The organism is Streptomyces sp. HUAS 15-9 (assembly GCF_025642155.1).
Lineage (GTDB): Bacteria > Actinomycetota > Actinomycetes > Streptomycetales > Streptomycetaceae > Streptomyces.
In genome coordinates, this window is record NZ_CP106798.1 from 8,019,344 (window position 1) to 8,045,377 (window position 26,034).

The 26,034-nt window shown below is 72.8% G+C and carries 21 protein-coding genes and 2 pseudogenes; 10 read left to right on the plus strand and 13 right to left on the minus strand.

Features of this window, described 5'->3' with window-relative positions; all coding sequences use genetic code 11:
• Positions 1-117: 117 nt before the first annotated feature.
• Positions 118-948, minus strand: coding sequence for an SAM-dependent methyltransferase (locus N8I87_RS36540; RefSeq protein ID WP_263215136.1), 831 nt, complete (start codon positions 946-948; stop codon positions 118-120).
• Positions 949-1,154: 206 nt separating this feature from the next.
• On the opposite strand from N8I87_RS36540, the gene N8I87_RS36545 reads away from it, so the two are divergent.
• The 3 genes from N8I87_RS36545 to N8I87_RS36555 are packed head-to-tail and all read left to right on the plus strand — an operon-like array spanning position 1,155 to position 3,538.
• The gene (locus N8I87_RS36545; RefSeq protein WP_263215137.1) at positions 1,155-2,333 is read left to right on the plus strand and encodes a MalY/PatB family protein; all 1,179 of its coding nucleotides are present in this window, start codon (positions 1,155-1,157) and stop codon (positions 2,331-2,333) included.
• A 49-nt stretch (positions 2,334-2,382) separates the two neighbouring features.
• A complete protein-coding gene (locus N8I87_RS36550) occupies positions 2,383-3,141 on the plus strand; it encodes a type 1 glutamine amidotransferase domain-containing protein (RefSeq protein WP_263215138.1) in 759 nt (252 codons plus the stop codon).
• Between the two features lie 10 nt (positions 3,142-3,151).
• Entirely contained in the window at positions 3,152-3,538 is a 387-nt protein-coding gene (locus N8I87_RS36555) for a PPOX class F420-dependent oxidoreductase (protein WP_263215139.1), read from the plus strand.
• A 31-nt stretch (positions 3,539-3,569) separates the two neighbouring features.
• On the opposite strand, the gene N8I87_RS36560 is transcribed toward N8I87_RS36555, so the two are convergent.
• The 3 genes from N8I87_RS36560 to N8I87_RS36570 form a co-directional block, all read right to left on the minus strand.
• The gene (locus tag N8I87_RS36560; protein ID WP_263215140.1) at positions 3,570-6,332 is read right to left on the minus strand and encodes an alpha/beta hydrolase; all 2,763 of its coding nucleotides are present in this window, start codon (positions 6,330-6,332) and stop codon (positions 3,570-3,572) included.
• 153 nt (positions 6,333-6,485) lie between these two features.
• On the minus strand, positions 6,486-6,944 hold the full coding sequence (locus N8I87_RS36565) for a Zn-ribbon domain-containing OB-fold protein (RefSeq protein ID WP_263216843.1): 459 nt from the start codon (positions 6,942-6,944) through the stop codon (positions 6,486-6,488).
• A 144-nt stretch (positions 6,945-7,088) separates the two neighbouring features.
• Positions 7,089-7,814 carry a TetR family transcriptional regulator gene (locus N8I87_RS36570; protein ID WP_411577406.1) on the minus strand — a complete coding sequence of 242 codons (726 nt, stop codon included), beginning with the start codon at positions 7,812-7,814 and terminating at the stop codon, positions 7,089-7,091.
• Between the two features lie 177 nt (positions 7,815-7,991).
• Between N8I87_RS36570 and N8I87_RS36575 the strand changes: the two genes are divergently transcribed.
• A complete protein-coding gene (locus N8I87_RS36575; RefSeq protein ID WP_263215142.1) occupies positions 7,992-8,858 on the plus strand; it encodes an ATP-grasp domain-containing protein in 867 nt (288 codons plus the stop codon).
• Between the two features lie 55 nt (positions 8,859-8,913).
• Positions 8,914-9,612 (plus strand): peptidoglycan-binding domain-containing protein, encoded by a 699-nt coding sequence (locus N8I87_RS36580; RefSeq protein WP_263215143.1) that lies wholly within the window; start codon positions 8,914-8,916, stop codon positions 9,610-9,612.
• Between the two features lie 289 nt (positions 9,613-9,901).
• Here the strand turns inward: N8I87_RS36580 and N8I87_RS36585 are convergent, their stop codons facing one another.
• The 5 genes and pseudogenes from N8I87_RS36585 to N8I87_RS44540 form a co-directional block, all read right to left on the minus strand.
• The gene (locus N8I87_RS36585) at positions 9,902-12,346 is read right to left on the minus strand and encodes a SpoIIE family protein phosphatase (protein WP_411577329.1); all 2,445 of its coding nucleotides are present in this window, start codon (positions 12,344-12,346) and stop codon (positions 9,902-9,904) included.
• 97 nt (positions 12,347-12,443) lie between these two features.
• Positions 12,444-12,827: a hypothetical protein gene (locus tag N8I87_RS36590; protein ID WP_263215144.1), complete on the minus strand. Its 384-nt coding sequence runs from the start codon at positions 12,825-12,827 to the stop codon at positions 12,444-12,446.
• 403 nt (positions 12,828-13,230) lie between these two features.
• Positions 13,231-14,154 (minus strand): MurR/RpiR family transcriptional regulator, encoded by a 924-nt coding sequence (locus tag N8I87_RS36595; protein WP_263215145.1) that lies wholly within the window; start codon positions 14,152-14,154, stop codon positions 13,231-13,233.
• Between the two features lie 129 nt (positions 14,155-14,283).
• Positions 14,284-15,876, minus strand: a complete 1,593-nt coding sequence (locus tag N8I87_RS36600) for a phospholipid carrier-dependent glycosyltransferase (protein ID WP_411577407.1) — start codon at positions 15,874-15,876, stop codon at positions 14,284-14,286.
• Between the two features lie 239 nt (positions 15,877-16,115).
• Positions 16,116-16,748: pseudogene (locus N8I87_RS44540) on the minus strand (autotransporter-associated beta strand repeat-containing protein); the annotation flags it as partial.
• On the opposite strand from N8I87_RS44540, the pseudogene N8I87_RS36610 reads away from it, so the two are divergent.
• Positions 16,747-17,601 (plus strand): annotated as a pseudogene (locus N8I87_RS36610) (hypothetical protein); the annotation flags it as partial. The pseudogenes N8I87_RS44540 and N8I87_RS36610 overlap by 2 nt on opposite strands.
• 8 nt (positions 17,602-17,609) lie before the next feature.
• Here N8I87_RS36610 and N8I87_RS36615 read toward each other — a convergent pair.
• A complete protein-coding gene (locus N8I87_RS36615) occupies positions 17,610-18,218 on the minus strand; it encodes a hypothetical protein (RefSeq protein ID WP_263215147.1) in 609 nt (202 codons plus the stop codon).
• Positions 18,154-18,861: a nucleoside/nucleotide kinase family protein gene (locus tag N8I87_RS36620; protein ID WP_263215148.1), complete on the minus strand. Its 708-nt coding sequence runs from the start codon at positions 18,859-18,861 to the stop codon at positions 18,154-18,156. The genes N8I87_RS36615 and N8I87_RS36620 overlap by 65 nt, the downstream gene beginning before the upstream one ends.
• A gap of 94 nt (positions 18,862-18,955) precedes the next feature.
• On the opposite strand from N8I87_RS36620, the gene N8I87_RS36625 reads away from it, so the two are divergent.
• Positions 18,956-19,696 carry an HAD family hydrolase gene (locus N8I87_RS36625; RefSeq protein ID WP_263215149.1) on the plus strand — a complete coding sequence of 247 codons (741 nt, stop codon included), beginning with the start codon at positions 18,956-18,958 and terminating at the stop codon, positions 19,694-19,696.
• Positions 19,693-22,035: a glycoside hydrolase family 65 protein gene (locus N8I87_RS36630; RefSeq protein ID WP_263215150.1), complete on the plus strand. Its 2,343-nt coding sequence runs from the start codon at positions 19,693-19,695 to the stop codon at positions 22,033-22,035. The genes N8I87_RS36625 and N8I87_RS36630 overlap by 4 nt, the downstream gene beginning before the upstream one ends.
• 41 nt (positions 22,036-22,076) lie before the next feature.
• Here N8I87_RS36630 and N8I87_RS36635 read toward each other — a convergent pair whose 3' ends face one another.
• Together N8I87_RS36635 and N8I87_RS36640 are read right to left on the minus strand one after the other, a co-directional pair.
• Positions 22,077-22,970 (minus strand): M48 family metalloprotease, encoded by an 894-nt coding sequence (locus N8I87_RS36635; protein ID WP_263215151.1) that lies wholly within the window; start codon positions 22,968-22,970, stop codon positions 22,077-22,079.
• On the minus strand, positions 22,967-23,350 hold the full coding sequence (locus N8I87_RS36640) for a BlaI/MecI/CopY family transcriptional regulator (RefSeq protein ID WP_263215152.1): 384 nt from the start codon (positions 23,348-23,350) through the stop codon (positions 22,967-22,969). The genes N8I87_RS36635 and N8I87_RS36640 overlap by 4 nt, the downstream gene beginning before the upstream one ends.
• A 211-nt stretch (positions 23,351-23,561) precedes the next feature.
• Between N8I87_RS36640 and N8I87_RS36645 the strand changes: the two genes are divergently transcribed.
• Complete coding sequence (locus tag N8I87_RS36645) at positions 23,562-25,049, plus strand: hypothetical protein (RefSeq protein ID WP_263215153.1); 1,488 nt, start codon at positions 23,562-23,564, stop codon at positions 25,047-25,049.
• Positions 25,046-25,993 (plus strand): lysylphosphatidylglycerol synthase domain-containing protein, encoded by a 948-nt coding sequence (locus tag N8I87_RS36650; protein ID WP_263215154.1) that lies wholly within the window; start codon positions 25,046-25,048, stop codon positions 25,991-25,993. Before N8I87_RS36645 ends, N8I87_RS36650 begins: the two co-directional genes overlap by 4 nt.
• The last annotated feature ends 41 nt before the right edge of the window (positions 25,994-26,034 follow it).

The window sequence follows — 26,034 nt, forward strand, 5'->3', positions numbered from 1 at the left end:
GCATGGCTCCCGAACCGTGAACGCGCGGTGTCAACACCGCGGGGCCCTCCGGTCGTTGAGCGCCCTTCCATGCATACGTGGCCCGGCGCGACGGCGTTCACCCCGTGGGTGATCTTCTCAGGCCTTGCGGGCCACCCCGCTGAACATGGCCACTTCCTCCGGCTCGGCGCCGTTCGTGTCGTCCGGCCGCCAGCGCGAGCAGGACACCACGCCGGGCTCCAGCAGTTCCAGGCCGTCGAAGAACCGGGCGACGTCCTCGGGGGTGCGCTGGGTGAGCTTGGGCGTGCCGTGCTCGTTCCAGAACTTCACCGCCTCGTCCACGTCCGGCATCGACGGGCTGGTGATGGTGTGCGACAGCACGAGGTGGCTGCCGGACGGCAGCCGGTCCACCAGCCGTCGCACCAGGCCGTACGGGTCCTCGTCGTCGCCGATGAAGATGACCACGCCGAGCAGCATCAGCGCGACGGGCTTGCTGAAGTCCAGCGTCCTGGAGGCGTGCTCGAGGATCGCGTCGATGTTGCGGAGGTCCTCGTCCAGATAGTCGGTACGGCCCTCGGGCGTGCTGGTGAGCAGGGCACGCGCGTGGGCGAGGACGAGCGGGTCGTTGTCGACGTACACGATCCGGGAGTCCGGGGCGACGCGCTGGGCGACCTCGTGCGTGTTGTCGGCGGTGGGCAGCCCGGTGCCGATGTCGAGGAACTGGCGTATGCCGACGTCGCCGACCAGATGCCGCACGGCACGCCCCAGGAAGAGCCGGTCCGCGCGGGCGTACTCGCCGATGCCGGGGTGCAGCTGCCGGATCTGGTCGCCGGCCGCGCGGTCGACCTCGTAGTTGTCCTTGCCGCCGAGCCAATAGTTCCAGATCCGCGCGGTGTGCGGCTGGTCGGTGTGGATGCGGGCGCGCAGCGAGGCGGCGACGTCGTTCGTGGCTGCCGGGTTGTCGGTCACGGAGTCAGCTCCTGGGGCCTGGTGCGAGAACAGGGTCAACAGGCAATCTAGACGCCCGAGTTGATCTTTGCCGCACGTCCGGGGTTTTCCGCCCCGGCAGGAGGCCGCGCGGAGCCGGGCCGCGGCCGGTCGCACCGGGATGTGCGCCGCAAGGACCCCGTCCGCCTGATTCCGGCGCACCCCGCCGCCCCCCTATCTTGAGCCCCATGACCAGCATCCCGCACGAGACGACAGGTGAACCGAACCCCCTGCGCGCACTCACCCTCGACCGCCTCCGACGTCGCACGAGCATGAAATGGCGCGCCTATCCCGAAGACGTGCTGCCGCTGTGGGTGGCCGAGATGGACGTGCCGCTCGCCGCGCCCGTCGTCCGCGCGCTCACCGAGGCGCTCGAACTCGGGGACACCGGCTACCCGGCGGGCACCGCCTACGCCGAGGCGCTGGCCGCGTTCGCCGCCAAACGGTGGAGCTGGGACGGTCTGGCCGTGGAGCGCACCGCGATCGTGCCGGACGTGATGCTGGGCGTCGTCGAGATGCTCAGGCTTGTCACCGGGCCCGGGGACCCGGTGGTCGTCAACTCGCCGGTCTATCCGCCGTTCTTCCAGTTCGTCGAGCACATGGACCGGCGGGTGCTTCAGGCCCCGCTCGGCTCCGACCTGCGCATCGACCTCGACGGGCTGGAGGAGGCGTTCCGGCGGGCCGTCGCCGGGGGCGGGCGGGCCGCGTACCTGCTGTGCAGCCCGCACAACCCGACCGGAACCGTGCACACCGCCGAAGAGCTGGCCGCCGTCGCCGCCCTCGCCGAACGCCACGGCGTGCGCGTCGTGGCGGACGAGATCCACGCCCCGCTGACCGCCGCGGGGGCCGCCTTCGTGCCGTATCTGAGCGTGCCGGGCGGCGAGAGCGGTCTGTCACTGATGTCGGCGTCGAAGGCCTGGAACCTGGCCGGCCTGAAGGCCGCGCTCGCGATCGCCGGGCCCCGGGCGGCCGCCGACCTGGCCCGGCTGCCCGAGGAGGTGAGCCACGGCCCCAGCCACCTCGGGATCATCGCCCACACCGCCGCACTGGCGGACGGCGGCGCCTGGCTGGACGCGCTGCTGGCCGGCCTCGACGACAACCGGCGGCTGCTCACCGCGCTGCTGGCCGAACACCTGCCTGGCGTCCGCCACCGCCCGGCGGAGGCCACCTACCTCGCCTGGCTCGACTGCCGAGCCCTGGGTCTGGGCGACGATCCGGCCCAGGTCTTCCTGGCGCGCGGCCGGGTCGCCCTCACCTCCGGGATCCCCTTCGGCACGGGCGGCGCCGGACACGTACGCCTGAATCTGGGCACGTCGCCGGAGCTGATCACGGACGGCGTGCGCAGGATGGCGGCCGCTCTCGGGTGAGACGGACCGCCGTGTCATGGACACATGGCCCGGCTGCCATCATGGGCCCATGCGCGTGCTGATGCCGGTCCCCGACCAGGACTTCGACGTGACCGAGGTGGCCGTGCCCTGGCGGCTGCTCACCGAGGCGGGACACGAAGTGGTGCTCGCCACCGAACGCGCCGGGACCCGGCCCGCCGCCGATCCCCGGCTGCTCACCGGAGTGCTCTTCGGACAGCTGGGAGCGGCGGGCGAGCCCAAGCGCTGGTACGAACAGCTCACCGCGGCACCGGAGTTCACGGCCACGGCCGCCTGGGCGGAGGTGACGGTGGACGACTTCGACGGGCTGCTGCTGCCCGGCGGACACGCGCCCGGTATGCGGCAGTACCTCGGTTCGCCCGAGCTCCAGCGGCAGGTCGCCCGGTTCTGGGCGCTCGGCAGGCCCGTGGGTGCCATCTGTCACGGGGTGCTGGTGCTGGCCCGGGCCCAGGACCCGGGGACCGGCCGCAGCGTGCTGGCCGGCCGCCGTACGACCTGTCTGCCCAAGTACATGGAACGCACCGCCTATCTCACGACCGCCTGGCGCCTCGGCCGCTACTACCGCACCTACCCGGCGTATGTGGAGGACGAGGTGCGCTCCGCGCTCGCCGACCCGGGCGCCCAGTTCGAGCGAGGGCCCAAAGTGCTCACCCGACGGGGAACCGCCGCCGACGACACGCACGCCTTCGTCGTCCAGGACGGCACCTATCTGTCGGCACGCTGGCCGGGAGACGCCTATCTCTTCGCCCGGCGCTATCTCGAACTGCTCGGACGGCGGGCCTCCGCCTAGACTGCCGCTCATGGATGACACGTCGCTGGACCGGCTCGCATCGGGCAAGTACCTGCTGGTCACCAGTTACCGCAAGGACGGAACGCCGGTCGCCACCCCGGTCTGGGTGGTCCGGGACGGGGACGCGCTCGGTGTGTGGACGGCGGCCGGTTCCTGGAAGGTCAAGCGGATCCGCCGCCGCGCGGACGTCGTCGTCGGGGCCTGCGACGTGCGCGGGAACCCGACCGGGGACCAGGTCCCCGCGACCGCGGAGATCGGCGACGCGGCCACGGCCGGCCTCTACCGCGCCCTCATCGCCCGCAAGTACGGCATCCTCGGCCGCCTCACACTGCTGGGCAGCCGGCTGCGCAACGGGCGGGACGGCACAGTCGGGATCCGGGTGACCCTGACGCCCTGAGGGAGCCGTCGCTCCCTCAGGGCAGGGCAGGTCAGGACGCGTTCAGCACCGTGCCGCCCAGCACCAGTCCGTCGGGCAGCGGCGCGCCGTTGTCGTCCAGCTGCCTCAGGCTCACGGACTCCTCGGGCTCGGTGACCCGGTCCTTGACCGTGGGCAGGGTCACCTCGGTGCTCGTCCGGCCGGCCGGGATGTTCACCCACAGATGGACGGACGCCTTGGACAGCGGGCGTTCCGGGTCGGGCTCCGCGACGGAGGCCTCAGCGAGCCAGTGCGGGTCCACGTCCTTGGTGGACAGCTCCGTTCCGGAGACCGGGACCGCGGTGAACACCGTCGTGAGGTCGTTGTCGGCGGCCTCGGACAGCGACAGCCGCCACTTCAGGGTCTTGCCCTCCTTCACCTTGTCGGCGACCGGGGTCACGGTGACCTTGGGCGCGGGGTCGTCGTCGCGCACGGTGATCCCGCCCCGGTAGGAGCCGACGACCGCACGGTGGATCGCCTTCACCGCAATGTTGTGCTGGACCTCCGAGCCGTAGCGCGTGTTGCCCTTCACCTCGACCGGTACGTCGATGTCGTGGCCGCCGGGCCGTACGGTCACGACCCGGTTCCTGGCGCTGCCGGTCGCCGGGTCGAAGACATACACCCGGACCTGGCCGCTGCCCTGCCCGGACACCTGGACCGGCACCCGGTAGGTGCGCACGCCCGAGTCACCCTCGTCCACCGTCGTACGGCCCACGTCGACGCGCGGCAGCGCGGCCGCCCGTACCGCGGGAGTGCCGGGGCGCCAGCCCCAGGCGTCCATCAGCCAGGCCTGCCCCTTGCGTGAACGCGGCGTCAGCTCCAGCGACTTGACGTGGCGCAGATCGAGCCCGGCCCGGGTGGCCGCCGTCAGCGGCACCCGCACCTCGCGGGCCCAGTACGACGCGGTCCGGTCGCTGCCCGGCAGCCCGTCCGCATGGGCGCGGCCGAGGGTCGCCCGGCGGCCGTGGGTGTCGGTGACGGACACGTCCAGCTGCGTCCCCTTCGAGTTCGGCGGCACGAACAGCCGCAGCGCCAGTTCCTTGGACCCGGCCAGGGACAGCGGCTCGGCCGTCTTCACCCGCACGGCGGAACCGGCGGACGTCCAGCGCAGCGCGATCGCGTGCCGCCCGGCCTCCTTGTCCGGCTCCCACATCGCGAAGTGCGGCGAAGCCCCCGTGGCGCCCCGGCCCAGGCAGGCCACGGCCGGGCTGGGATCCACCGCGGAGCAGAGCTTGCCGCCGGTCACGGACACCTTGCCGTCCGGGAGGAACCCGGCACCGCGGCCGGCACCGACCGCGTGGCTGAGGACGCGCGCGGGATCCGCGGACGGGGCGCGCCGTCCCGAGCCGTCGAGCAGCGGACGCACCCGGTCGTCACCGGCGACGAACAGCCGGGCCGCGGCCGCGATGTACGTGGAACCGGCCTTGTGCTGCTGGTCGGGGGTCAGCCGGGTGGCGGCGCGCTTCGAGCACACCGGGTCCCGGTGGTTCGGGTCGTCCCAGAAGTCGTCCTCCGCGGGGGCCTGTGCCTTGCCCGGAGTCCACTCGGTGTTGAAGTAGTTGTGGTTGGCGCCGATGACATAGACCGCGCTGTGCAGGGCGGTGCCGTTGCTGACCGCGCGGGTGCCGTCGATGTACACCTCGCCCTGGAGGTCGGAGACATCGCCGTCACAGCCGGGCAGGATCGTCGTCGAGGGCACGTCGGCCACCGGGTTCTGGCCGAAGACGGTGGGGCCGATGAGGACGGTGCCGCTGATGTGCCAGCGCACCTTGCCGTGGTAGCCGTCCTGGCCGGCGGGCGGCGGGTACAGGCTGTCCAGCGCAGCCCGGTTCACGCCCTCGCCACCGCGGGAGTGCCCGATCAGCAGCACCCGGGACAGATCGGCGCGCGGCGCGTTCCGTACGACCGCCGGTGCCGAGCCGGGGTGGTCGGCCCAGTCGGCCCACTGGGCCAGGTGCAGCCGCACCAGCGACGAACGGGCCTGCGCTCCGCCGTCCTCGGCGGCGAAGTCCTGACCGTTGATGCCGTTGGCCGCGATCGACACCGTCACATAGCCCTGCGAGGCCAGCAGCTTCTGGTCGCTCAGATAGCCGCGGTGGCTCGGCACCGGCTTGCTGCCTCGCGGGCAGGGCCAATCGCCGGTGACCTCGCCGTGCGGGACGTAGCAGGTGGCGTGGCGGCCGTGCAGGAACAGCGCGAGCGGGCGGCGGCCGGTGGCACCGGCCGGCGCCACCACCACGGCACGCATCTCCACGGGTGCCGAGAACCCGGGCAGACGCACGGACTTGAGGCTGTACTCACCGGTCACCGTACGGTACGAGCCCGGCTTGCCGGGGTCCACGGAGTTCGCGGGCAGCGGGGCCGGAGGCCTTGCCGCCGACCGGGCGCCGCTCGCTCGGCCGGCTCCCGCGGCGTCCAGCCGTCGTCCGCCGGACCAGACTTCGAGGCTCTTCAGATCGCCCGGCCGGACGCCGTCGACGTCGAGCCGGAAGGTGTGCTCGTCCTTCCCCGGTGCCGGGACTCCCAACAACCGGCCTTCGGACCGGAATTCGACCCGGGCGTCGCCCATCGGCACCGGAGCCGGGGACCGCCACACCAACTGGGGTGCCGTGGGCTTCCCGGCGATGCGCCAGCCGGGTGGCAGGCTCCCGTCGGTCGCGGCCGCCAAGGGCTTGCTCTCAGGCGGCTGTTGAGCCTGCGCCGACCATCCCGAGGATCCTCCCGCCACCGCGAGCACCGCGGCGGCGGTGACCCATATTCGCCGGGCACGGACCACTGTTTCCCCTCCTCGCACGGCGAGTTCGGACGCCCCGGCCGTCCCGGGGGTCCCTCGCGCCCCGGAGGACGGAGAGAAGAGGTTGTGGGTTGCCTGTGAAGAAGGGGTGATCGCGACAATGGCCGAGACTGGTGGGGAGCCGGTGCGGAGGCGTCAGGTCCAGGCGCGGTACGGCTCGTCGAGGAGCTGGAAGACCGGCTCGCTGCGGACGGGATCCTTGGCCGTGGACAGCCGGACGCGGTCCCCGCTGTGGATGCCCACCGGATGGCCCATGACCCGGCCCCGTACGACGAACCCCTCGGCCATCTCGATCAGCGAGACGTTGCGCGCGGCGGGCGTGTTGCGGTGCACCACCGTGGAGTGCCGGACCGTGCCCGTGCCCTCACTGCGCTCCGTCCGCAGCTCGCTGCCCTGGCACACCGGACACAGCAGCCGCTGGTACATCGCGGTGCCGCACCAGGTGCAGCGCTGGTAGACGATGGCGTCCCTGGTGTCCGCGGACACGGACTTGGACGCGGACTTGGACGCGGACACGGGCGCGGACACGGGGTCGAGGACGCTCGTCGCGGAGCCGGCCGCCGAATGAACGACGCTTCCTGAGTGGTGGTACACGCTGGTCAACTCCCTGCGCTCGGCCGGAATCCCGCGTGCCGGCGCGGGCCGTGCACGCATGTGCGCGGCTCACCGTGCCACCGTGCACGCCCACAGAGTATGGCACTGAGTGCCACTCGTAAAGGCACTCGGTACCCAGAATTTTCAGTCGCGACCGAGGGTCGACTCGATCTCCTGCACCATGCGCCACAGCGGGGCCCCGCGCCGGGAGACGAGCACGACCACGTCCTCGGGATCCCCGGACCGCCCCGCCCCCACGGACACGAAGGGGCCTTCCGGGCGTACCGGGATCTTCTCGGCGGGCTCCGGCGTCCCGGGCCGGCCGAAGGCGGACTGTACGTAGCCCAGTGCGTGATCCACCGTGGCGCCGGCGTCGCCCTGGCCGTCCGAACGCAGCCACGAGCGCAGCGCGTTGTTGTGCGCGGCGACCACCGCGGCCGCGATCACGTCGGCCTGGAGGGTCCCGTCGGGCCGCCCCGCGAAGCGCCCGCGAAGGTACTCCGCGAGCGCCCGCTCGTAGCGCCACACCACCGACAGCTCGTAGGCCCGCAGTCCCGGCACCTTCTTGGTGAGCCGGTAGCGCTGCACGGAGAAGGTGGGGTTCTCGGCGTACATCCGCAGCACCAGCCGGGCCGCGTCGCAGACCCGCCGCACGGGCTCCGCGTCCGCCTCGCTCCCCGCCAGAAAGGCGGTCATGTCGGCCAGGCAGCGCTCGTGGTCGGGGAAGACCACGTCCTCCTTGGAGGGGAAGTAGCGGAAGAACGAGCGTCGGCCCACTCCGGCGAGTGCCACGATGTCGTCGACGGTGGTCTGCTCGTACCCGCGTTCCAGGAACAGCTGGAATGCCGCCGCGACCAGGGCGTCCCGCATGGGCGGCTTCGCGGACGCTGCCGCGCTGCTGGAGCTCATGGACGCGAACGTAGCACTCGACCGCCGCATATGGCACTCAGTGCACACTTGAGGGGGAACTGAGTGTCGGCACATTCAGGCCAGACTCGGCGACGTAACCTTTCTGCACCTGCCCGCCCCGATGCCCGAGGAGCCCCCATGCCCGCCGTCGGCCCCCGTGTCCTCTACGTCACCGACCTGGCATACCCGGCCCGCGGGCGGCGCTACTGCGACGAGGACATCTTTCTTACCTCCCGGCTGCGCGAGCACTTCGACCTGGCGCTCTGCCATCCGCTGGACACGGTGGCGCTGATGGACGGCTTCGACGCCGTGGTGATCCGCAACAGCGGCCCGGTCCTCGGGTACCAGGAGGCGTACGACGCCTTCCGCGCACGCGCGCTGAGCGACGGGACGCGGGTGTACAACCCGCTCACCGGCCGGGCGGACATGGCAGGCAAGCAGTATCTGCTCGATCTCACCGCGGCCGGTTTCCCCGTCATCCCCACCGTGGACCGGGCCGAGGACCTGCACCGGCTGCCGGCCGCCGACCGCTACGTGGTCAAGCCCAAGCTCGGCGCGGACTCGATAGGCATGGAGATCGTCCCCGCCGACGGGACCGTGCTCGCCGACCGGCTGCGAGACCCGGCCGACGGGACCGTGCTCGTCCAGCCGTGCGTGGACTTCTCCTACGAGGTGTCGTTCTACTTCGTCGACCACGACTTCCAGTACGCCCTGTACGCGCCGGACGCCGCGCGGCGCTGGCGGCTGGAGCCCTACGAACCCACGCCCGAGGACCTGGAGTTCGCCCGGCGCTTCATCGACTGGAACGGCCTCGAACACGGCATCCAGCGCGTCGACGCCTGCCGCGCCCCGGACGGCGGTCTCCTGCTGGTCGAGCTGGAGGATCTCAACCCGTATCTGTCCCTGGACGCCCTCACGGACGGGACCAGGGACGCCTTCGTCGCCGCGATGACGAAGTCCCTGCGCCGTTTCCTCGGGAGCGGGCCCGGCTCGGCCCGACGCTGAACCGGCGCGACGCCCCTTCCGTATCTCCTCACGGGGATCGCGGAAGGAGAGCAGTGTGTCGACACCGCCCGACCCTGAACAGCCGCCCCACGGCCCGGTCCTGGAACCCGTCCGCGTCCTGCGCCTGCGCCGCTTCGACGCCCTCGCGGAGTTGATGCGGGAGATGCGGCAGGACGCCGAGGGCACGGCGGACGCGGAGAGCTACGAGGCCGTCGCGAACCCGCGGTGGCGCGACGTAGCCGAGGACGAGACCCAGGAACTGCCGCCCCTCGGCCACGCCCGGCACGCGACACCGGTCGGCGGCCGTTTCGGCCTCGGCACCGGACTGCGCCGGGTGGGCGTCGTGGTCGCGGTGTCCGCGGCCGCACTGGTCGGCTTCGGCGGCGCGCTGCTGCTGCCCGGCCGAGGAGACGCCGCCACCCCCGCCCCATCCGCCTCTCCGCCCACGACCGCACCCGCCGCACCCAGTACTGCTACGGCCACGGCCACCGCCACCTCGGCCACCGACCCGGACGGTCCGGGCACCCTGCGCCAGGGCGACAGCGGCCCCGAGGTCACCGAACTCCAGCAGCGCCTGCTGGCCGTCCCGGACGTCTACCGTGACGGCTCCACCGACGGTCACTACGACACCGTCCTCACCGAGGCCGTGGCCCGCTTCCAGCTCTGGTACGGCATATCCGGGGACGAGACCGGGGTCTACGGCAACGACACCCGCCGGGTACTGGAGTCCCGCACGAGCACCGACGGCGGCTGACGGGCGGCTGGGCGGACGGGGCGTCGTACCTGGTCACCCGGTGGAATGACATCATTGCCGGATACTCGAACGCCCGGCAACGACTGCGGAAAAGCGCGGTGACCGAAATCCCCCCGTACGTCACCATGGGGCACCTGACGTACGGCTTCTTGCCGCCCTGATCCGAAGGCGTCCCCGATGAGCGGCTCCCGCATCCCGGGCCTCGTGCTGCCCGCCGTTTTCCTGATCGCCCTCGTCGTGGGCCTGTGCTGGTACTGGTGGCACCGCGACGAGGACTGACGGCCGCGCCCTACGTCTTGGCCCGAGGCACCCGGATGTCCAGGACGCACACGTCGTCCCGGCGCTCGCCCTCCAGCATCGCGGTGAGCAGCGCGTCCAGGGAGTCGGTCCCCTTGTCGTCGTCCGTTGCGCGGGCCCCCGTACTGTCATGGGTGAGGACGGCCTCGGCGAGACGGTCCAGGCCCGTGTCGAGATGCTCGCCCGGCCGCTCGACCAGACCGTCGGTGAACAGCAGCAGCCGGTCCCCGGGCTCCAGGGGGCACTCCGCGGATTCAAACTCCGGGGACGTGCTCGCCCCGAGCAGGATGCCGTCGGGCCGGTCCAGATAGCGTGCCTCGCCCCGGCGCACGAGCAGCGGCGGCAGGTGGCCCGCCTGGGCCCACTTCAGCCGGTGATCCTGCCTTGCGTACCGGGCGAGGACCATGGTGGCGGTCGTGTTGCTGTCCCTGGAGTGCAGCAGCAGGGTGTTCAGCCGGGCGAGCGCGCCGGTCAGCGAGGAACCCGTGCTGACCATGCCTTTGGCGGTGAAGCGGAGCTGGGCCATGGTGGCCACCGCGTCGATGCCGTGGCCCGCCACGTCGCCGATCACGAACAGCGCGTCCGCGTCGGGCAGTTCGATGGCGCTGAACCAGTCGCCGCCGACATGGATCTCCGACCGGGCGGGAAGATAGGCGACTTCGACCCGCAGCCCGGCCAGTCGCACGGGTGCCTTGGGCAGCGGCAGCAGCGCGTGCTGGAGCCGGGTGGCCAGTGCCCGCTCGGCCTGCAGGATCCCGCGCTGCAGCAGGACGGCCCGCTCGCTCTCCACCAGCGCGAGTTCGGCGTTGCGCTGCGCGGTGAGGTCCTGTACGAAGCCGTGCACCTCGACGGGCGTGCCGTCCGGGTCCGCCACCGCCTCGGCGACGGCGCGCAGATGCCGTGTGCCGGAGGCGGACCTGATCCGGAAGGGGACGTCGAACGGCTCCCCGGCGCGGACGAGTTCGGTGACGGCGTGGGACAGCGCGGGAGCGTCCTCGGGCAGCGCGAGGTCCGGCAGCTGCCGCAGGCGGACCGGGCCGCGTGCGGGGTCCCGGCCCAGCAGGGCGTAGACCTGGGGCGACCAGGTCGCCTCACGGGTGGCCAGGTTCCAGCTCGCCCAGCCGAGGTTGCCCAGCCGCTGCACGTCCGCCAGCCGCTGCTCCTGCCGGGTCGTGGGGTCGTGCCGGACCCAGCTGACCAGCAGTGCGTCGCCCAGCCGCGTCGCGTGCACCGAATACGTGGCGGTCTCCCGCACCCCGTCGACGACCTCGTGATAGACGAACGGCTCGCTCTGATACGGCTCGTGGCCGCCGAGCGCCGTCAGGTACCCCTGCCACAGCGGCTCGCCCGCGACCGACGGGTAGCACTCGAGGATGCGCAGGCCGAGCAGCTCACGCCCGGTCCGGCCGAGGACGTCGACGGCCTGTGGGGTCGCGGCGTCGATCCGGTAGTCCTCCACCTCACCCGCTGTGCCGCGCAGCGGGGTCAGCAGCACCGCCGCGCCCGGCAGGGCGTCGAACACCGTCTGCACCGTGTCGGAGACACCCTCGGCGGTGCGCTCCTGCGCCTGGTCGAAGGCGCGCAGCCGGCCGGCGCAGAGCCGCGCCGCGGCCCGCAGAAGTTCCCGGTCGCGCGCGGTGAAGGGGCCGGCGGGCCGGCGCAGGACGCCCAGCACGACGTCGGCCGTGCCGCCCGTCGGCACGGGCAGCCAGGCTCGCGACAGCCACCGCTCGGGCGGATCACCGATCAGCAGGTACCGGTCCCGGTCCGTGGCGAAGTCCTCCAGCCAGCGCGGCTCCCGGGCCCGCAGCGCGTCCAGCGCGGCGACTCCGCTCAGCGGCGGCACATGGCGCCACTGGCCCGCGGAGGTCTCGTCGAGGCCCGCGTGCCCGACGAGTTCGAGTCCGCCGTCGGGCCGCAGCGCATAGAGCACGACGGCATCGGCGCCCACGTCCGGACCGAGATGAGCCAGCAGGGACTCGGCGAGTTCCAGGGGCGAGTCGATGTGGACCAGGGCCTTGCCGAGGCGGGCGAGCACCTCGGAGCGGTCGTCGGGTTCGGTGGCCGGGGCCTCCCACAGGGCGGTCCCCTCGGGCCGGACGGGAGCGGACCCGGTGACGGCCGCGACCCCGGTGGAGTCCGTGGCGTCGAGGGCGGGGGCCTGCGGTGGCATCAGCGCGCCGAGCGTGAGCCAGCACTCCTCGACGAGGGTGCGGTGCCCGGTCCTGGCGCGTTCGACGAGTTCGTCGTGTGCGGTGTCCGGGGAGCAGCCCGTCATGGCCATCAGCGCACCCTTGGCGCGCTCCAGTACGGCCGAGGTCGCCGCCTGCTCCCGCAGCCGGTCCATCTCCGCGCGCTGTCTGGCCACCACCTTGGCCAGCGCCGCCAGGTCGGGGACGGTGCCGCTCTCCGCCTGTGGTGCGGGTTCACTCGTCACGAAGCGAGCATCGCACACCTGGGTCAGTCCGTTCACACCTCTGGGGATCGATGCCCCTGGGCGTCCGGCTTCGCTCCGCCGGCCGGGGACCGGCGGGTCAGCGGCCCGTGCTGTGTCCGACGAGGGCCTCGGTGACCGCCCGGACGCTGCGGGCGATGTGCTGCAGCTGCATGACCTCGGCCGCGTACAGCTTGATCGTGTGCTCGATGACCGACTCGGGTATCCCCAGCACGGGCAGTTCGGCCCGCGCGGTCTGCAGCGCCGTCCGTGCCACCCGGACCTCGTGCTGGACCTGGATCTGCGCGTGCCGGGCGAGCAGCACGGGGTGGCGGATGAGCGCCGGATAGCTGGCGTAGCGGGCCGGTACCAGCTCCCGGAGCCACTTGGCAGCCGAGCGCTCCCAGTCATAGCTGCCGGGCGTCTTGACCTGGCAGGGCCAGTCCTGGCTGATGCGCGTGGTGGTCGTCAGGGTCATGATCATCGCTTCCGGGTGTGCGGTGTGCGGCGTCGTGAGGGGTGGTCCGACGGGTTCTGGGGCGGCCCCGGTCTAGGGGATGACCGGGGCCGCCACCACGGGCGAGCCGTGCGGGCGTCGCCCGACCGAACACCCCTGGCACCGACGTGGGTAGGGACGGCGGCTGGGGGTGTCCGTTCTGGGGCCCCGGGCGTCGGGTGCCGGCGCGGCGGGTGGGGCTGCGTGCGCATGGGCGGTCCGTCGGCTTTCTCGGGGCGGGTGCGATCCGTGAGCAGTATTTATATATGCCGTCGCCTTTGCAAGACGTATGAAAACATTCATGCGCGATATGAGGTGAATAGTCCCCGTACAAAGCCTTGTGGGCGAAAGGGGAGGGGAACCGCCGGGTCGGTGGCGGCCGGACCGGGTGTCAGTCCTTGAGGAAGAACTGGTGCTGCTCGGCGACCTGCTCGTAGTCCTCGAGGCGGGCCTGGGTGCGCTCCGGGTCGGCGTCGGTCATGGCCTGGAGCAGCGCGGCGGACATCAGGCCCGGTGCGGCATAGGAGTCGAAGACCAGGCGGGAGCCGGTGCCGGTGGTGAAGGTGACATCGGCCTCGTCGGCCAGCGGCCCGAGCGCAAGGTCGGTGATCAGGGCGACCCGCAGGCCCGCGCCGCGCGCGACCTGGATCGCGGTCAGCGTCTCCTGCGCGTGCCGCGGCATCGCGAACGCCAGCACCCACGTGCCGCCCGCCTCGCGCGACTGCAGCAGCGCGTCGTAGGCGACGGTGCCGCCCCGGGTCACCAGCCGTACGTCGGGGTGGATGCGGCGGGCGGCGTAGGCGAAGTACTCGGCCAGCGACACGGAGATGCGCAGCCCGAGCACGGTCAGCGGGGTCGAGCGGGACAGCTCGCGGCCGAGCCGGATGACCCGGTCGGGGTCGGCGAAGTCGCGCCGGAGGTTCTCCAGGTTCTGGATCTCGGCGTCGACGGCGGCCTGGAGTTCGTTGCTGCGGTCCTCGTCGGCCGCGCCGGGGCCGCCGGCGAGGGTGCGCAGGGCGATCGACTGGAGCTTCTCCCGTAGCGCGGGGTAACCGCTGAAGCCGACGGCGGCGGCGAACCGGGTCACCGACGGCTGGCTGACACCCACCCGCTCGGCGAGATCGGTGATCGACAGGAACGCGGCCTCGGTGATGTGCTCGATCAGGTACTGGGCGATGCGGCGCTGCCCCGGAGACAGTCGCGGACCGTCGAAGAGCTCCCTGAGCTGGGAGGTCGGTGCAGCTACCGCCTCCGGAACGGTCTTGCCCGAGGTGATCGCGGACGCCTGCGCGCGTGCCTGCTGCGGCGATGACACCGGTGCGCCTCCTTTGTCTCCCACGAAACCTCAACATAGCTCACGGACCGTGGTGACCAGGGGGTGCGCGAGTGCCCGGATCGGCTCCGAGGCGGACTCACAGCCTGCGGGTGGGGAGCGGTCCCCGGGTCAGCGTCGGTAGATCGTGATCGAGTGCCCGACCTCGTCGATCGGATGAGCGGTCTTGATCAATTCGGCCAGTTTTCCGCGGGCCTTGGCGACCCATGAGTCCGACACCACCAGCAGTCCGTGAACGTCGTCCTCCGGCACCTTGCGCGGATCCGACGCGTGGACACCGTAGTACGACGGCACCGCACTGCCCTTGTACACGAGCCAGACCCGCTCGCCCCGGTACCGATGCTCCAGCCGGTCGGCGAGCCTGCCGAGGTCCTGACCCCAGTCCACGTTGGAGTCGTGCAGCCGCAGATGGGTCTTCGCCGGTCCGCCGAACGCCTCGTTGGAGTACGGCAGGTAATACGGGTACGTGCGCAGCGAACTGACGGCGGCGAAGGCCACCAGCGCCCCGGCAGCCAGCGGCGCCCACCGCCACCGCACGGCGAGGACGCAGCCGCCCGCGACCGCGAGGACACAGCCGCCCGCAACCGCGAGGAACATCGGCATGAAAAGGGCGTACCGCGTGCCGAAGTCCCGCGAGCCGGTCATCGCGGCGAACAGCAGCGCGGCGGGCGGGACGAGCAGATACGGCGCGGCGGGCCGCAGCCGTCGCACCGCGACGACCACGACGGCACCCGCCGCCCACAGCGCGAGCATGCCGAGCGGGGTCTTCACCAGCAGGGCGGCCGGGAGGTAGTACCAGAGCGAGCCGGTGTAGAGGCGGCCGAACAGATAGCCCTGCCACGGGAGGTTCTCCAGGCCGAACTGGGCACGCATCCCGGCCCGGAACGCCCCCGGGAACGGCATGAGTTCGACCAGGCGCTCGTGCAGTCCGCGGATGACCGGCACCGGCTCGGCGGGGGAGAACCGCAGCCGCGGGTCGACCGCGAGATACGTCGCCCATACGACGGCGACCGCGACGAACGCCACCACGGCCGCGCCCGCCAGACCGAGCGCGAGAGCCCTGCGGCGCTCGGCACGACCCTCCGGACGGCGGGCGCGCCACACGGACACGACGGCCAGCGCCATCAGCACCGGAATCGCGGGCAGCGCGCTCATCTTGGTGGCCAGCGCCGCGCCGAGTGCCGCCCCGGCGAGCGGCAGATACCGCCGGGGTGCGCGGCGGGCCCGCCACACCAGCCACGCCGACGTCAGCACGAACCCGGCCGTGGGCACGTCCAGTGTGGCCAGTGATCCGTGCGCGATGACATCGGGGGAGAAGGCGTACAGGGCCAGCGCCGTCAGCCCGGCCGCCGTACCGGCGAGCTCGCGCGCGAAGGCCAGGACGACCAGCCCGAACAGCAGCGTCAGCGCGATCACCGGCAGCCGGGCCCACAGCATCAGCCGCCACGGGTCGTTCCCCGACTCGTACAGCAGATGCCGCCCCACCTGCCCCTGACTGCCGGGGAACGAGGCGTCGTAGTGCGGGTCGGAGATCGCCACCCCCGCCATGATCACGAGCTTGCCGAGCGGCGGGTGCTCGGGGTTGTAGCGCAGCCGGTGCTCGTGCAGATAGTCGGTGGCCGTGGCGACGTACACCGGTTCGTCGATCGTCGGCGTCTGCTCCGCCGCCGCGGTCACCATCGCCACGGCCATCTGGGTGAGCATCAGCACCACGAGCAGCGGCACCAGCCACCGCCGACGCCGCCGCAGGCCGTCGTACAGGCGCGCGGGCGCGGTCGCCCAGTGTGCCTGCTGTCCACCGCCGTCACGGACCTCGGGTTCGAGGACCGGTTGCTGTTCCCGCGCCATCATCCGCCCTGCGCCGACAGCCGCCGCAGAGTGGCGGGAGCGATCAGTTGCCGTGTCATGGCCCTACTGTCGCAGCGCTCCCGCCACCAGGCGCGTCACCGCTTCACGAGTCGTACCGACAGACCCTCTGCCGTATGGACCGGTACGGCCCGGAGCCGGTCGGAGTTCACCTCGACGCGGTCGAACTGGCCGCTCAGCATGGGAACGTCCACGACCGGCACCGTGCTGCCCGCGACCGCAGGTGCTCGGCGTCGAGGCGCGGCGACAGCACGGTGCCCCGGCCCAGCACCGCCCGGTGCTTGACCACGAGGGGCGCCTTGCGGCCGGCGCGCAGCGTGAGCTCCAGCGTGCCGGAGTCCTGTGCGTAGACACCCCGGACCCGCAGGCGCTCGTCCACCCGCAGCGTTCCGCCCGAGACCCGCACATCACCGTGGCCCAGCGCGTCCTCCGCCCCGGCCACCAGCGTGCCCGCGCCCAGTACGCCCGCCCGTGTACCGGTTGCGGCCGGTCAGCGTCAGCGTGCCGGTGCCCCGCTTGGTCAGAGCGCCGCACCCGTCGATGTCGTTGCGCCAGTTGTCGGCGGCGGCGAAGCCCCCGGCGGCCGCGTCCAGCGTGACCGTGACGTCGGAGTCGAAGGCACCGTAACCGTCCGCCGCCGCGAAGAGGTTGAGCCGGCCCCACTGCTCGGCGCCGTCGAGCAGCACGTACCCGGAGGGCAGCCCGGTGGTGGACGGCCACTTCGCGTGGATGCTGGTGTGGCAGATCCAGGACACCGCGCGCTGGCACCGTACGCCGTCCACCTCGACCTCTCGGCATCAACTGCGCGCGGGCACCGTGTCGGTGGCCTTCGACGGCCGTATGACCCCGTCGCTGATCGAGGCGGCCGGGACGTACTACCTCCCTGCGGCGGTCAACAGGCAGCACGGCTTCGGCCCCGTCACCGACGGATTCCTGCTGTGCCGCCCCATGGGCGAGGTCCGCGTCCGGGACGTACGCGCCGACGGACTGACGGCCAAGCTGGTCACCAAGCCGGTCGTCGGCCGCGACCATGTGCTGCGCCATGTGCGGTCCCTGTATGTCACGGACGGCACGAGCCTGTGGGTGACCGTGGCGGTCGAGCGGCTCGACGGGGCGCCGTATCTGCTGGCCGGGCTGCCGTACGCGGTGGACGACGGCGACCGGGTGCGCCGCGTCGCCGAGGGCGAGGTGACCTCGGCGGGCGCGCTGCGTCTGACGCATCCGGAGGCGCGGGGCAAGGACCACTTCGACGCCCGTGCCGACATCACGCAGGAACAGGCGGCGTTCGCGCTCGCGGCCGACCCGCGCGGCTACGGCAACCCCGACGAGGGCTGGCGGCATCTGGTGAGCTCGACGGCCCTGGAGGCGGGCCCGGCGCCGGGCGGACCGGAGGACCTGCACGTCTTCGCGGCCCGGTACGGCTCCGCGGAGCCGCTGCCCGTGTCCTTCGAGTGGGGAGAGGAGGGGCTGATCGTACGGACACAAGCCTTCACCGCCGTCATCGGGGACCCGGCGGGCGACGCCCACGCGGAACCGGAGTTGACGTTGAGCGCGGTCGTCTGAGGAGACGCTCAGCCGGTCAGCCCGATCAGTCCCCAGCCACGTCGTCCGGTTTCGGCGACGACGACGGCCCACTCCCGGACAAGCGCCGCGAACTCGTCGAAGTCCCGAATCCAGCCGTCCCGGGCCGCGTGCCGGTCGTATGCCTCGCCCAGGCCGTCCAGCAGGGGTTCGGCGCGCGTCCAGTGGGCGGCGAGGGCGGGCACGGTACGCGGAGGCACCACGAGTCCGTGCGGGCGCCATGGGGTGGGGTCCGAGGCGAAGACGCCGGGTTCCGGATCGTCGTCCTCGTCTTCCAGGTCTTCTCCCCACCAGATCAGACCGTGCAGAAACGCGTCCAGCGGCTCCCGCAGCGCGGGATCGGCGTACCGGCGGGCGGTGTCCCAGCCGTTCGCCGCCCAGAAGTGCGGCTTGTACGAGCCGAGGGTGCCATGGAACTCGTACCGACCGGACCAGAGCACCCTCGGCGACGCGGGGAACACCCAGCCCACCTCCGGCTCCGCGTCCAGGGGAGCATCGTCCGGGCAAGCGGCCTCGTAGAGCAGGATGTCGCGCTCAGCGGCCGGGGTCCGCTTCAACTCCCCCCAGCCCAGGGCCAGTACCGTGATGTCCAATCCCATCCGGCCACCCTACGACGTCCCGCACCACCAGATCCGCCCGCTCCCGTGTCGTCGCGACGAGGTCCGCGTTGCGCTGGTCCGTGCCCAGGACCCAGGCCACGGCGGCCTCGTGCTCCTTGCCGAACTCCTCGTGCCGGGCGACCAGTCGGCGGATCCGCTCGTCCTCGTCGATCTCGCAGAACCACACCTCGTCCAGGCAGGGCCGCACCCGGGCCCAGGAACCCGCCTCCAGCAGCAGGTAGTTGCCCTCCGTCACCACCAGCCGGGCCGTCGGCGGCACCGGGATCGCGCCCGCGATCGGCTGTTCCAGCACCCGCTCGAATCCCGGCGCGTACACCACCTCGTCGGTCTCCTCGCGCAGCCGCCGCAGCAGCGCCGCGTATCCCGCCGCGTCGAAGGTGTCCGGCGCGCCCTTGCGGTCGCGGCGGCCCAGCCGGTCCAGTTCGACGTCGGCGAGGTGGAAGCCGTCCATGGGGACCTGCGCCACCCAGGGTGCGCCGGTGCCGTTCAGTGCGCGGACCAGGTGCTCGGCGAGGCTCGTCTTGCCCGAACCGGGGCTGCCCGTGATGCCGAGGAGAGCGCGTGATCCGCGCTCGGCGAGGCGGCGGGCGCGGGCGAGCAGATCGTCGAAAGTCAGGGACACGCAGGAGAGTGTCGCACCGCAGCCCGTTCCGGGTTCCCGCCCTGTGGCCTTCGCCACCCACTGGAAGCCACCCGTCGGGGGAAGGGTGCTGGGTATGACTGAGCTCGGTCTGCCCGACACCATCCTGGCCTGTCTCTTCGACCTCGACGGGGTCGTCACCAAGACGGCCGTCGTCCACGCGGCCGCCTGGAAGGAGACGTTCGACGCGTTCCTGCGCGACTACGACGGCCAGCGGGGCCGGCCGTTCGACGCCGACGCGGAGTACGACGAGTACGTCGACGGACGTCCACGCGCCGACGGGGTCCGTGCCTTCCTCGACTCCCGCGGCATCGCACTGCCCGAGGGCGCCCCCGACGACCCGCCCGACGCCCGCACCGTCCACGGCCTCGGCAACCGCAAGAACGACCTGCTCCTGGCGAAGATCCGCACCTTTGGCGTCGAGGCCTACGAGGGCACCCTGCGCTACCTCGAGGCCGTCCGCGCCCACGGGCTGCGCACCGCGATCGTCTCCTCCAGCGCCAACTGCCGTGACGTACTGCGTTCCGTCGGCGCCGAGCACCTCTTCGACGTACGGATCGACGGGATCGTCGCGAGCGAACGTAAGCTGCCCGGCAAACCGCACCCGGACACCTTCCTCGCCGCCGCCCGCGACCTCGGCGTCGAGCCCTCCGCGGCAGCCGTCTTCGAGGACGCGCTGGCCGGCATGGACGCGGGCCGCGCGGGCAGCTTCGGATACGTCGTCGGCGTCGACCGCGTCGGACAGGCCGCCGCGCTGTACGCGCACGGCGCGGACACCGTCGTCGAGGACCTCGCCGAGCTGGGAGGCAAGCAGTGATCACCCACCGGGCGTACACGGTCGAACCGTGGGCGGTGCGCGAGACGGACCTCAACCTGGACGTCCTCGCGCAGAGCGAGTCCGTGTTCGCCCTGTCCAACGGCCATGTCGGCTGGCGCGGAAACCTCGACGAGGGCGAGCCGCACGGCCTGCCCGGCAGCTATCTCAACGGTGTGCACGAGGTGCATCCGCTGCCGTACGCCGAGGCGGGCTACGGCTATCCGGAGTCCGGCCAGACGGTCATCAACGTCACCAACGGCAAGATCCTGCGGCTGCTGGTCGACGACGAACCGTTCGACCTGCGCTACGGCCGGCTCGTCGCCCACGAACGCACGCTGGACCTGCGCCGGGGCGTACTGGAGCGGACCTGCGAGTGGACCTCCCCGGCGGGTTCGACGGTCCGGGTGCGCTCCACCCGGCTGGTGTCGCTCACCCAGCGGGCGGTGGCGGCCGTGGCGTACGAGGTGGAGGCCGTCGGCGGCCGCTCCCGGGTGGTGATCCAGTCGGAGCTGGTCGCCAACGAGCAACTGCCCGGATCCAACGGCGACCCGCGCGCCGCGCTCGCCCTCCACTCGCCGCTGGAACAGGAGGACGACTTCGCCTCCGGGCTGCGGCTGCGGCTGGTGCACCGCACCCGGCGCAGCGGTCTGCGCGTGGCGGCGGCCGCCGACCATGTCGTCACCGGCCCCGAGCGGACCACGACCCGGAGCGAGAGCGACACGGACGTGGCCCGGCTGACCGTCACCTCCGTACTGGAGCCGGGACAACGGCTGCGCGTGGAGAAGTTCGTCGCCCACGGCTGGTCCGGCAACCGCTCCCTGCCCGCCATGGCCGACCAGGTGGACGCCGCCCTGGCCGCCGCCGCGCACGACGGCTGGCAGGGGCTGCTGGACGAACAGCGCGCCTTTCTGGACGACTTCTGGGGCCGCGCGGACATCGAGGTGGACGGCGACGAGGAGATCCAGCAGGCCGTCCGGTTCGCCCTGTTCCACGTCCTGCAGGCAGGGGCCCGCGCCGAGCAGCGAGCGATCCCGGCCAAGGGGCTGACCGGGTCCGGATACGACGGGCACGCCTTCTGGGACACCGAGATGTTCGTGCTGCCCGTCCTCACCTACACCGCCCCGGCGACCGTCGCCGAGGCGCTGCGCTGGCGGCACAACACGCTGCCCGCGGCCCGGGAGCGGGCGACCCAGCTCGGCCTGGACGGCGCAGCGTTCCCCTGGCGGACCATCGAGGGCTCCGAAGGGTCGGCGTACTGGCCGGCCGGTACCGCGGCCTTCCATGTGAACGCCGACATAGCCGACGCGGTCCTCCGCTATGTCGAGGCCACGGGGGACACGGACTTCGAGCGGGAGGCCGGTGTCGAGCTGTTGGTGGAGACGGCCCGGCTGTGGCGGTCGCTGGGCCACCACGACCCGCACGGCGCCTTCCACATCGACGGCGTCACCGGCCCCGACGAGTACAGCGCGGTCGCCGACGACAACACGTACACGAATCTGATGGCGCGCGCGAACCTGCTCGCGGCGGCCGACGCCGTCGCCCGGTATCCGCAGGAGGCCGACCGGCTCGGCGTCGACGAGGAGGAGAGCGCCGCCTGGCGGGACGCCGCCGAGGCCGTGCACCTCCCCTACAACCGCGAACTGGGCGTCCACGAACAGCACGCCGGGTTCACCCGCTACCAGCGCTGGGACTTCGCCGGCACCCGCCCCGACCAGTACCCGCTGCTGCTGAACTTCCCGTACTTCGACCTCTACCGCAAGCAGGTCGTCAAGCAGGCCGACCTGGTGCTGGCCATGTACACCTGCGGCGCGTTCTTCGACGACGACCACATCGCCCGCAACTTCGCCTACTACGAGCCGCTGACCGTACGGGACTCCTCGCTGTCCGCGTGCTGCCAGGGGGTCATCGCCGCACAGGCGGGCCATCTGCGGCTCGCCTACGACTACGCGGCCGAGGCCGCCCTGATGGACCTGGAGGACCTCGAGCACAACACCCGGGACGGACTGCACATCGCGTCCCTGGCCGGCACCTGGATGGTGCTGGTGGCGGGGTTCGGCGGGCTGCGCCGGTCCGGCGACGGGCTGCGGTTCGCCCCGCGGCTGCCGGAGAAATTCCGGCGGCTGGCCTTCGGCCTGGAGTTCCTCGGCCGTCGGCTGCGGGTGGAGATCGAGGCCGACAAGGCCGTCTACACGCTCCTGGACGGTGAGCCGCTGACGATCCACCATCACGGCGACCCGCTCACCCTCGACACCGACGGCCCCGCCGTGCGCCCGGTACCCGCCACGCCGCTCCGCCCGGCCCCCGAACAGCCACCGCACCGCGGCCCGAACAGCGGCTGAGCGGGATCAGCGCGGTAGCCGCTCCGCTCCGGTGCACGAGGTCAGGTCAGCACGCTCGCCAGCAGGCCGTACAGGTCGCCCGTCGCGTCCGCGGCCAGGAGGGCCGGGAGGGCGCCCAGGGCGAGGACGGCCGCGGCGGCCGACCGCATACGCGGCGGCGGGGCCGTCTGGAGGGCCGCGATACGGCGGGTGACGGCACGGTCGGTGAAGTGCAGCGCGCACGTGGGCCGGACCCGGCCCGCGGTGAGGGCGGCGCGGGCCAGGGCGCGGGCGGTGGTCGCACGGTCCCCGACGGCGTCCGCCGCCCGCTCGTCCGCCCCGCGTTCCACGAGGAAGGCCACGGCGTCACGGACCGGTGAGAGCAGGGGGTTCGCCGCGGCGGCGAGCGTGGCCGCGGTCACCAGCAGACCGTGCCGGTCCGTCAGATGGGCACGCTCGTGAGCGAGCAGGACCCGGCGCTCCGCGGGTTCGAGCGCGCACAGCATGGCGGAGGTGACCAGGATCCGGCCCGGACGGCCGGGGATCGCGAAGGCCTGCGGCACGGAAGACGCGGCGACGATCAACTCGGTGTCCGCCGACTGCCCTTCGCACAGCCGTCGGAGCGCCCGGCGTGTGCGGCGCTCAGCCCGCAGGGCCCGGTGCACGCGCCAGGCGACGACGGCCAGGGCCAGACACGCGGCGACCCCGATCACCTCGGGCACCGGATCGGCGATACGGTGCCCGTCCTCGCGGGCCTCCCGGACCACCGGCGGCGCGTCCCCGAGCAGCGCGGTGGCGAGCAGGACCAGGGACCAGGTGGTGGCCGCCGCGGTCAGGACGGCCGCGCAGACCAGGACGCGCGCGGCGAGCGCGGGGGCCACCCGTCGGCCGATCAACGGGCTGACGGCGGGGAGCAGCAGGGCCAACAGCAGTGGGGTGTAGACGTCGAACCTCATGCGCCGCCTCCGCCGAGCAGATCGCGCAGTGCCCGCTCCTCCTCGGCGCTCAGCCCGGACACGAACTGCTGCAGTGCGGCGATCGGGTCGGGGCCGCGGTCCAGGGCCTCGTGCATCGCCGCGGCGGTCAGCTCCGCGGCGTTCTTCGCGGGCCGGTACGCGCCGCGCCGCCCGGCCGCGTCACGCAGGACGAGTTTCTTGTCGTACAGCCGCTTGAGGATGGTGTGCACCGTGTTGTAGGCCAGTCCGCTGTCGAGCTCCGCCTGGATCTCGGCGGGCGTCAGCGGCCGCTCGGTGGCCCACAGCGTGGCCAGGACCTCGCTCTCCAGCTCCCCGGCGCTGCGCCGCTCCACCCTGCCGCGGGACCCTGTGCCAGCCATGGCCCAACCTTACAGCGCGTAGGGCCGTCATTCGTATGGCCGTACCCCTGCTGCACACTCCTCCGATGCGGGCTAGTTTGACCATGATTCTCGTGAATCCCGTATTTCTCTTCTTCTCCGCGTTTCTCTTTTCTCCGTGATTTCCGCCCTCAGCACTACAGGCTGTAGGGTGATGAGGCTCCTACGCGCTGTAGGGGCAGAGGGGTGGACGATGGCCGGCAGCACGAACGCCATGCTCGCCGGGGCCCGACGCGGCCGAGCCGGAGAGGTGTCCGGCGGCACCCGAGGCGCTCGCGCCACAGGCCCCCTCGCCGCCGTGGCCGCCGCCTTCACCCTCGCCCAGCTCTTCATCGTGCACCCCGGGATGGGCCTCGGCTGGGACGAGACGGTGTACGTCAGCCAGTTGAGCTCACAGGCCCCGGCGGCCTACTTCAGCGCACCCCGCGCCCGTGGCATCTCCTTGCTCGTGGCGCCGATCACCGCCTGGTCGTCGTCCACCGCACTGCTGCGGATCTACCTCGCCCTGCTGTCCGGCATCGCCCTGTTCCTGGCGCTGCGCGCATGGCGAGGCATCTTCCCCGTCCGCGTTCTGGCCCTGGCGGGCGGCCTGTTCGCCTCGCTCTGGGTGACGCTCTTCTACGGCCCACAGGCCATGCCCAACTACTGGGTCGCCGTCGGCGCACTCGCCGCTGCCGCCTGCTTCCTGCGGGCCGGCGCCGACCGCCGCGACCGCGCCGCACTGTGGGGCCTGGCCGCGAGCGGGGCGCTGATGGCGTGGATGCGGCCCACCGACGCGGTCTGGGCGACCCTGCCCCTGCTCGCCCTCGCGCTGTACCGACGGCTGTGGCGCCCGCTCGCCTTCCTGCTGGCCGGGCTCGCGTCCGGGGCCGCGGAGTGGGTGATCGAGGCGTACGTCGCTTACGGCGGCCTCGCGCAGCGGCTCTCGGACGGCTCCGCGATCCAGGGCGGCCTCGGCTGGCACGTCGCCGTCGCCGACCAACTGCGCAGCCTGGGCGGGCGGGCCCTGTGCCGCCCGTGCACCGGGCCCATGCCCGAGCCCGTGGTCACCGTCTGGTGGCTCGTCCTGCCCCTGTTCGCCGTGCTCGGCCTGGTCGTCGCCGTCCGGGCCCACCGCACCGCCGCCACCCTCGTGCCGCTGGCCTGTGGCGCCACGGCCGCATTCCCGTACCTGTTCATGATCGGATACGCGGCCCCCCGCTTCCTGCTGCCCGCCTACGCCCTGCTCGCCCTCCCCGTCGCCGACGCGCTCGTCCACCTGGTGACCGCGCCCCGCCGAGCCTGGCGGCCGGTGGCCGTCACCCTGGTCGCGCTCGGTCTCGCCGGTCATCTGGCGGTGCAGTACGCCGTCCTGGAGCACACCGTCGGCCGGACCACGGCCACCCGCCGAGACTGGGCCCGCACCGCCGCCGAACTGCACCACCTCGGCGTCGGCCCGCCCTGCCTCGTCACCGGGCACGACGCGATCCCCATCGCGTTCTACGCCGGCTGCTCCTCCGCCGCGACCACGGGCCACAACGCCAACAGCACGGCGGCACTCATCGCCGGGACCGCACGCCGTATGCCGGTCGCCGCGCTCGTCACCACGGGCAGGCGCCCGCCCGCCTACGCCCGCGACTGGCAGTTCGTGCCCTTGGGCGCGCTCCGCCTCTACTACGCCGGTCCGGCAGCCGGCTCATGACGTCCTCGACGGACCTCGCGCCCGCCCTCGTCCGCCGCCGGGCCTACTGGCACGCCGCCGCCTGTCTCGCCGTCCTGATGTGCGCGACCTACCTGGCGCTGCGGCACTGGCCGGCGCTCCACACCGGGGCCCTGCGGCTGGCCGTCGCGGACCAGGGCTGGCTGCTGGTGGGCGCCACGGCGGCGGTCGCGACCTGGGTGTCCTCGGCACTCGCCCAGCAGGGCGCGGTCACCCGGCCACTGCCCGGCAGGCGCCTGGTCGCCGCCCAGTTCGCCGCCTCGGCCGCCAATCACGTCCTGCCCGCCGGTCTCGGGGCGGGCGCGGTCAACCTGCGGTTCCTGATGCGCTGTGGACTTCCGGCGGGCCGCTCGGCCAGCGCCCTCGCGGTCAAGGCGACGGCCGGTGCGGTGGCCCGCGGCGCGCTGATCGCGGCGCTCGCCCCGGCCTGCCCCGGCCTGCTGCGCATCCCGCACGTCCCCCCGGCCGCGCTCGTCGCCGTACCCGCCGCGGCCGCCCTCGTGATCCTCCTGCTCAACAGCCCGCTGTGGCCCCGGTGCCGGTGCGCTCTGGCGGCCGTACTCGCCGACATCCGCGCCGCGCACGCCGATCCACGACGCGCGGCCGCGCTGTGGGGCGGCTCGCTGGCCTTCGCCGCCCTGCATTCCCTGGTGCTGATCGCCGTCACCCGGGCCGTCGCCCTCCCACTGCCCCCGGTCCGGGTGGCACTGCTGTACCTCGCCGCCAGCAGCGCCGCCGCCCTGCTGCCCACCCCGGGCGGCCTCGGCTCCCTCGACGCGGCCCTCGCCCTCGCGCTCACCTCTTCCGGAGCCCCGGGCGCCACGGCGGCGTCCGTGGTGCTCGGCTACCGCCTCCTGACCGTCTGGCTGCCCCTGCTCCCGGGCCTGCTGGTGCTCGCCCTGCTGATCCGGCGCAAGTCGCTGTAGCGGGTTGCCGTTTCGGCGCGTTCGGGTTCGGCCGTGTCGGC

Coding starts and splice junctions, on each gene's coding strand:
- N8I87_RS36545 (WP_263215137.1), top strand. CDS start 1,155: ATGACCAGCATCCCGCACGAGACGACAGGTGAACCGAACCCCCTGCGC.
- N8I87_RS36550 (WP_263215138.1), top strand. CDS start 2,383: ATGCGCGTGCTGATGCCGGTCCCCGACCAGGACTTCGACGTGACCGAG.
- N8I87_RS36555 (WP_263215139.1), top strand. CDS start 3,152: ATGGATGACACGTCGCTGGACCGGCTCGCATCGGGCAAGTACCTGCTG.
- N8I87_RS36570 (WP_411577406.1), bottom strand. CDS start 7,814: ATGCGGGACGCCCTGGTCGCGGCGGCATTCCAGCTGTTCCTGGAACGC.
- N8I87_RS36575 (WP_263215142.1), top strand. CDS start 7,992: ATGCCCGCCGTCGGCCCCCGTGTCCTCTACGTCACCGACCTGGCATAC.
- N8I87_RS36590 (WP_263215144.1), bottom strand. CDS start 12,827: ATGATCATGACCCTGACGACCACCACGCGCATCAGCCAGGACTGGCCC.
- N8I87_RS36600 (WP_411577407.1), bottom strand. CDS start 15,876: ATGCTCACCCAGATGGCCGTGGCGATGGTGACCGCGGCGGCGGAGCAG.
- N8I87_RS36615 (WP_263215147.1), bottom strand. CDS start 18,218: ATGGGATTGGACATCACGGTACTGGCCCTGGGCTGGGGGGAGTTGAAG.
- N8I87_RS36625 (WP_263215149.1), top strand. CDS start 18,956: ATGACTGAGCTCGGTCTGCCCGACACCATCCTGGCCTGTCTCTTCGAC.
- N8I87_RS36635 (WP_263215151.1), bottom strand. CDS start 22,970: ATGAGGTTCGACGTCTACACCCCACTGCTGTTGGCCCTGCTGCTCCCC.
- N8I87_RS36640 (WP_263215152.1), bottom strand. CDS start 23,350: ATGGCTGGCACAGGGTCCCGCGGCAGGGTGGAGCGGCGCAGCGCCGGG.
- N8I87_RS36645 (WP_263215153.1), top strand. CDS start 23,562: ATGGCCGGCAGCACGAACGCCATGCTCGCCGGGGCCCGACGCGGCCGA.
- N8I87_RS36650 (WP_263215154.1), top strand. CDS start 25,046: ATGACGTCCTCGACGGACCTCGCGCCCGCCCTCGTCCGCCGCCGGGCC.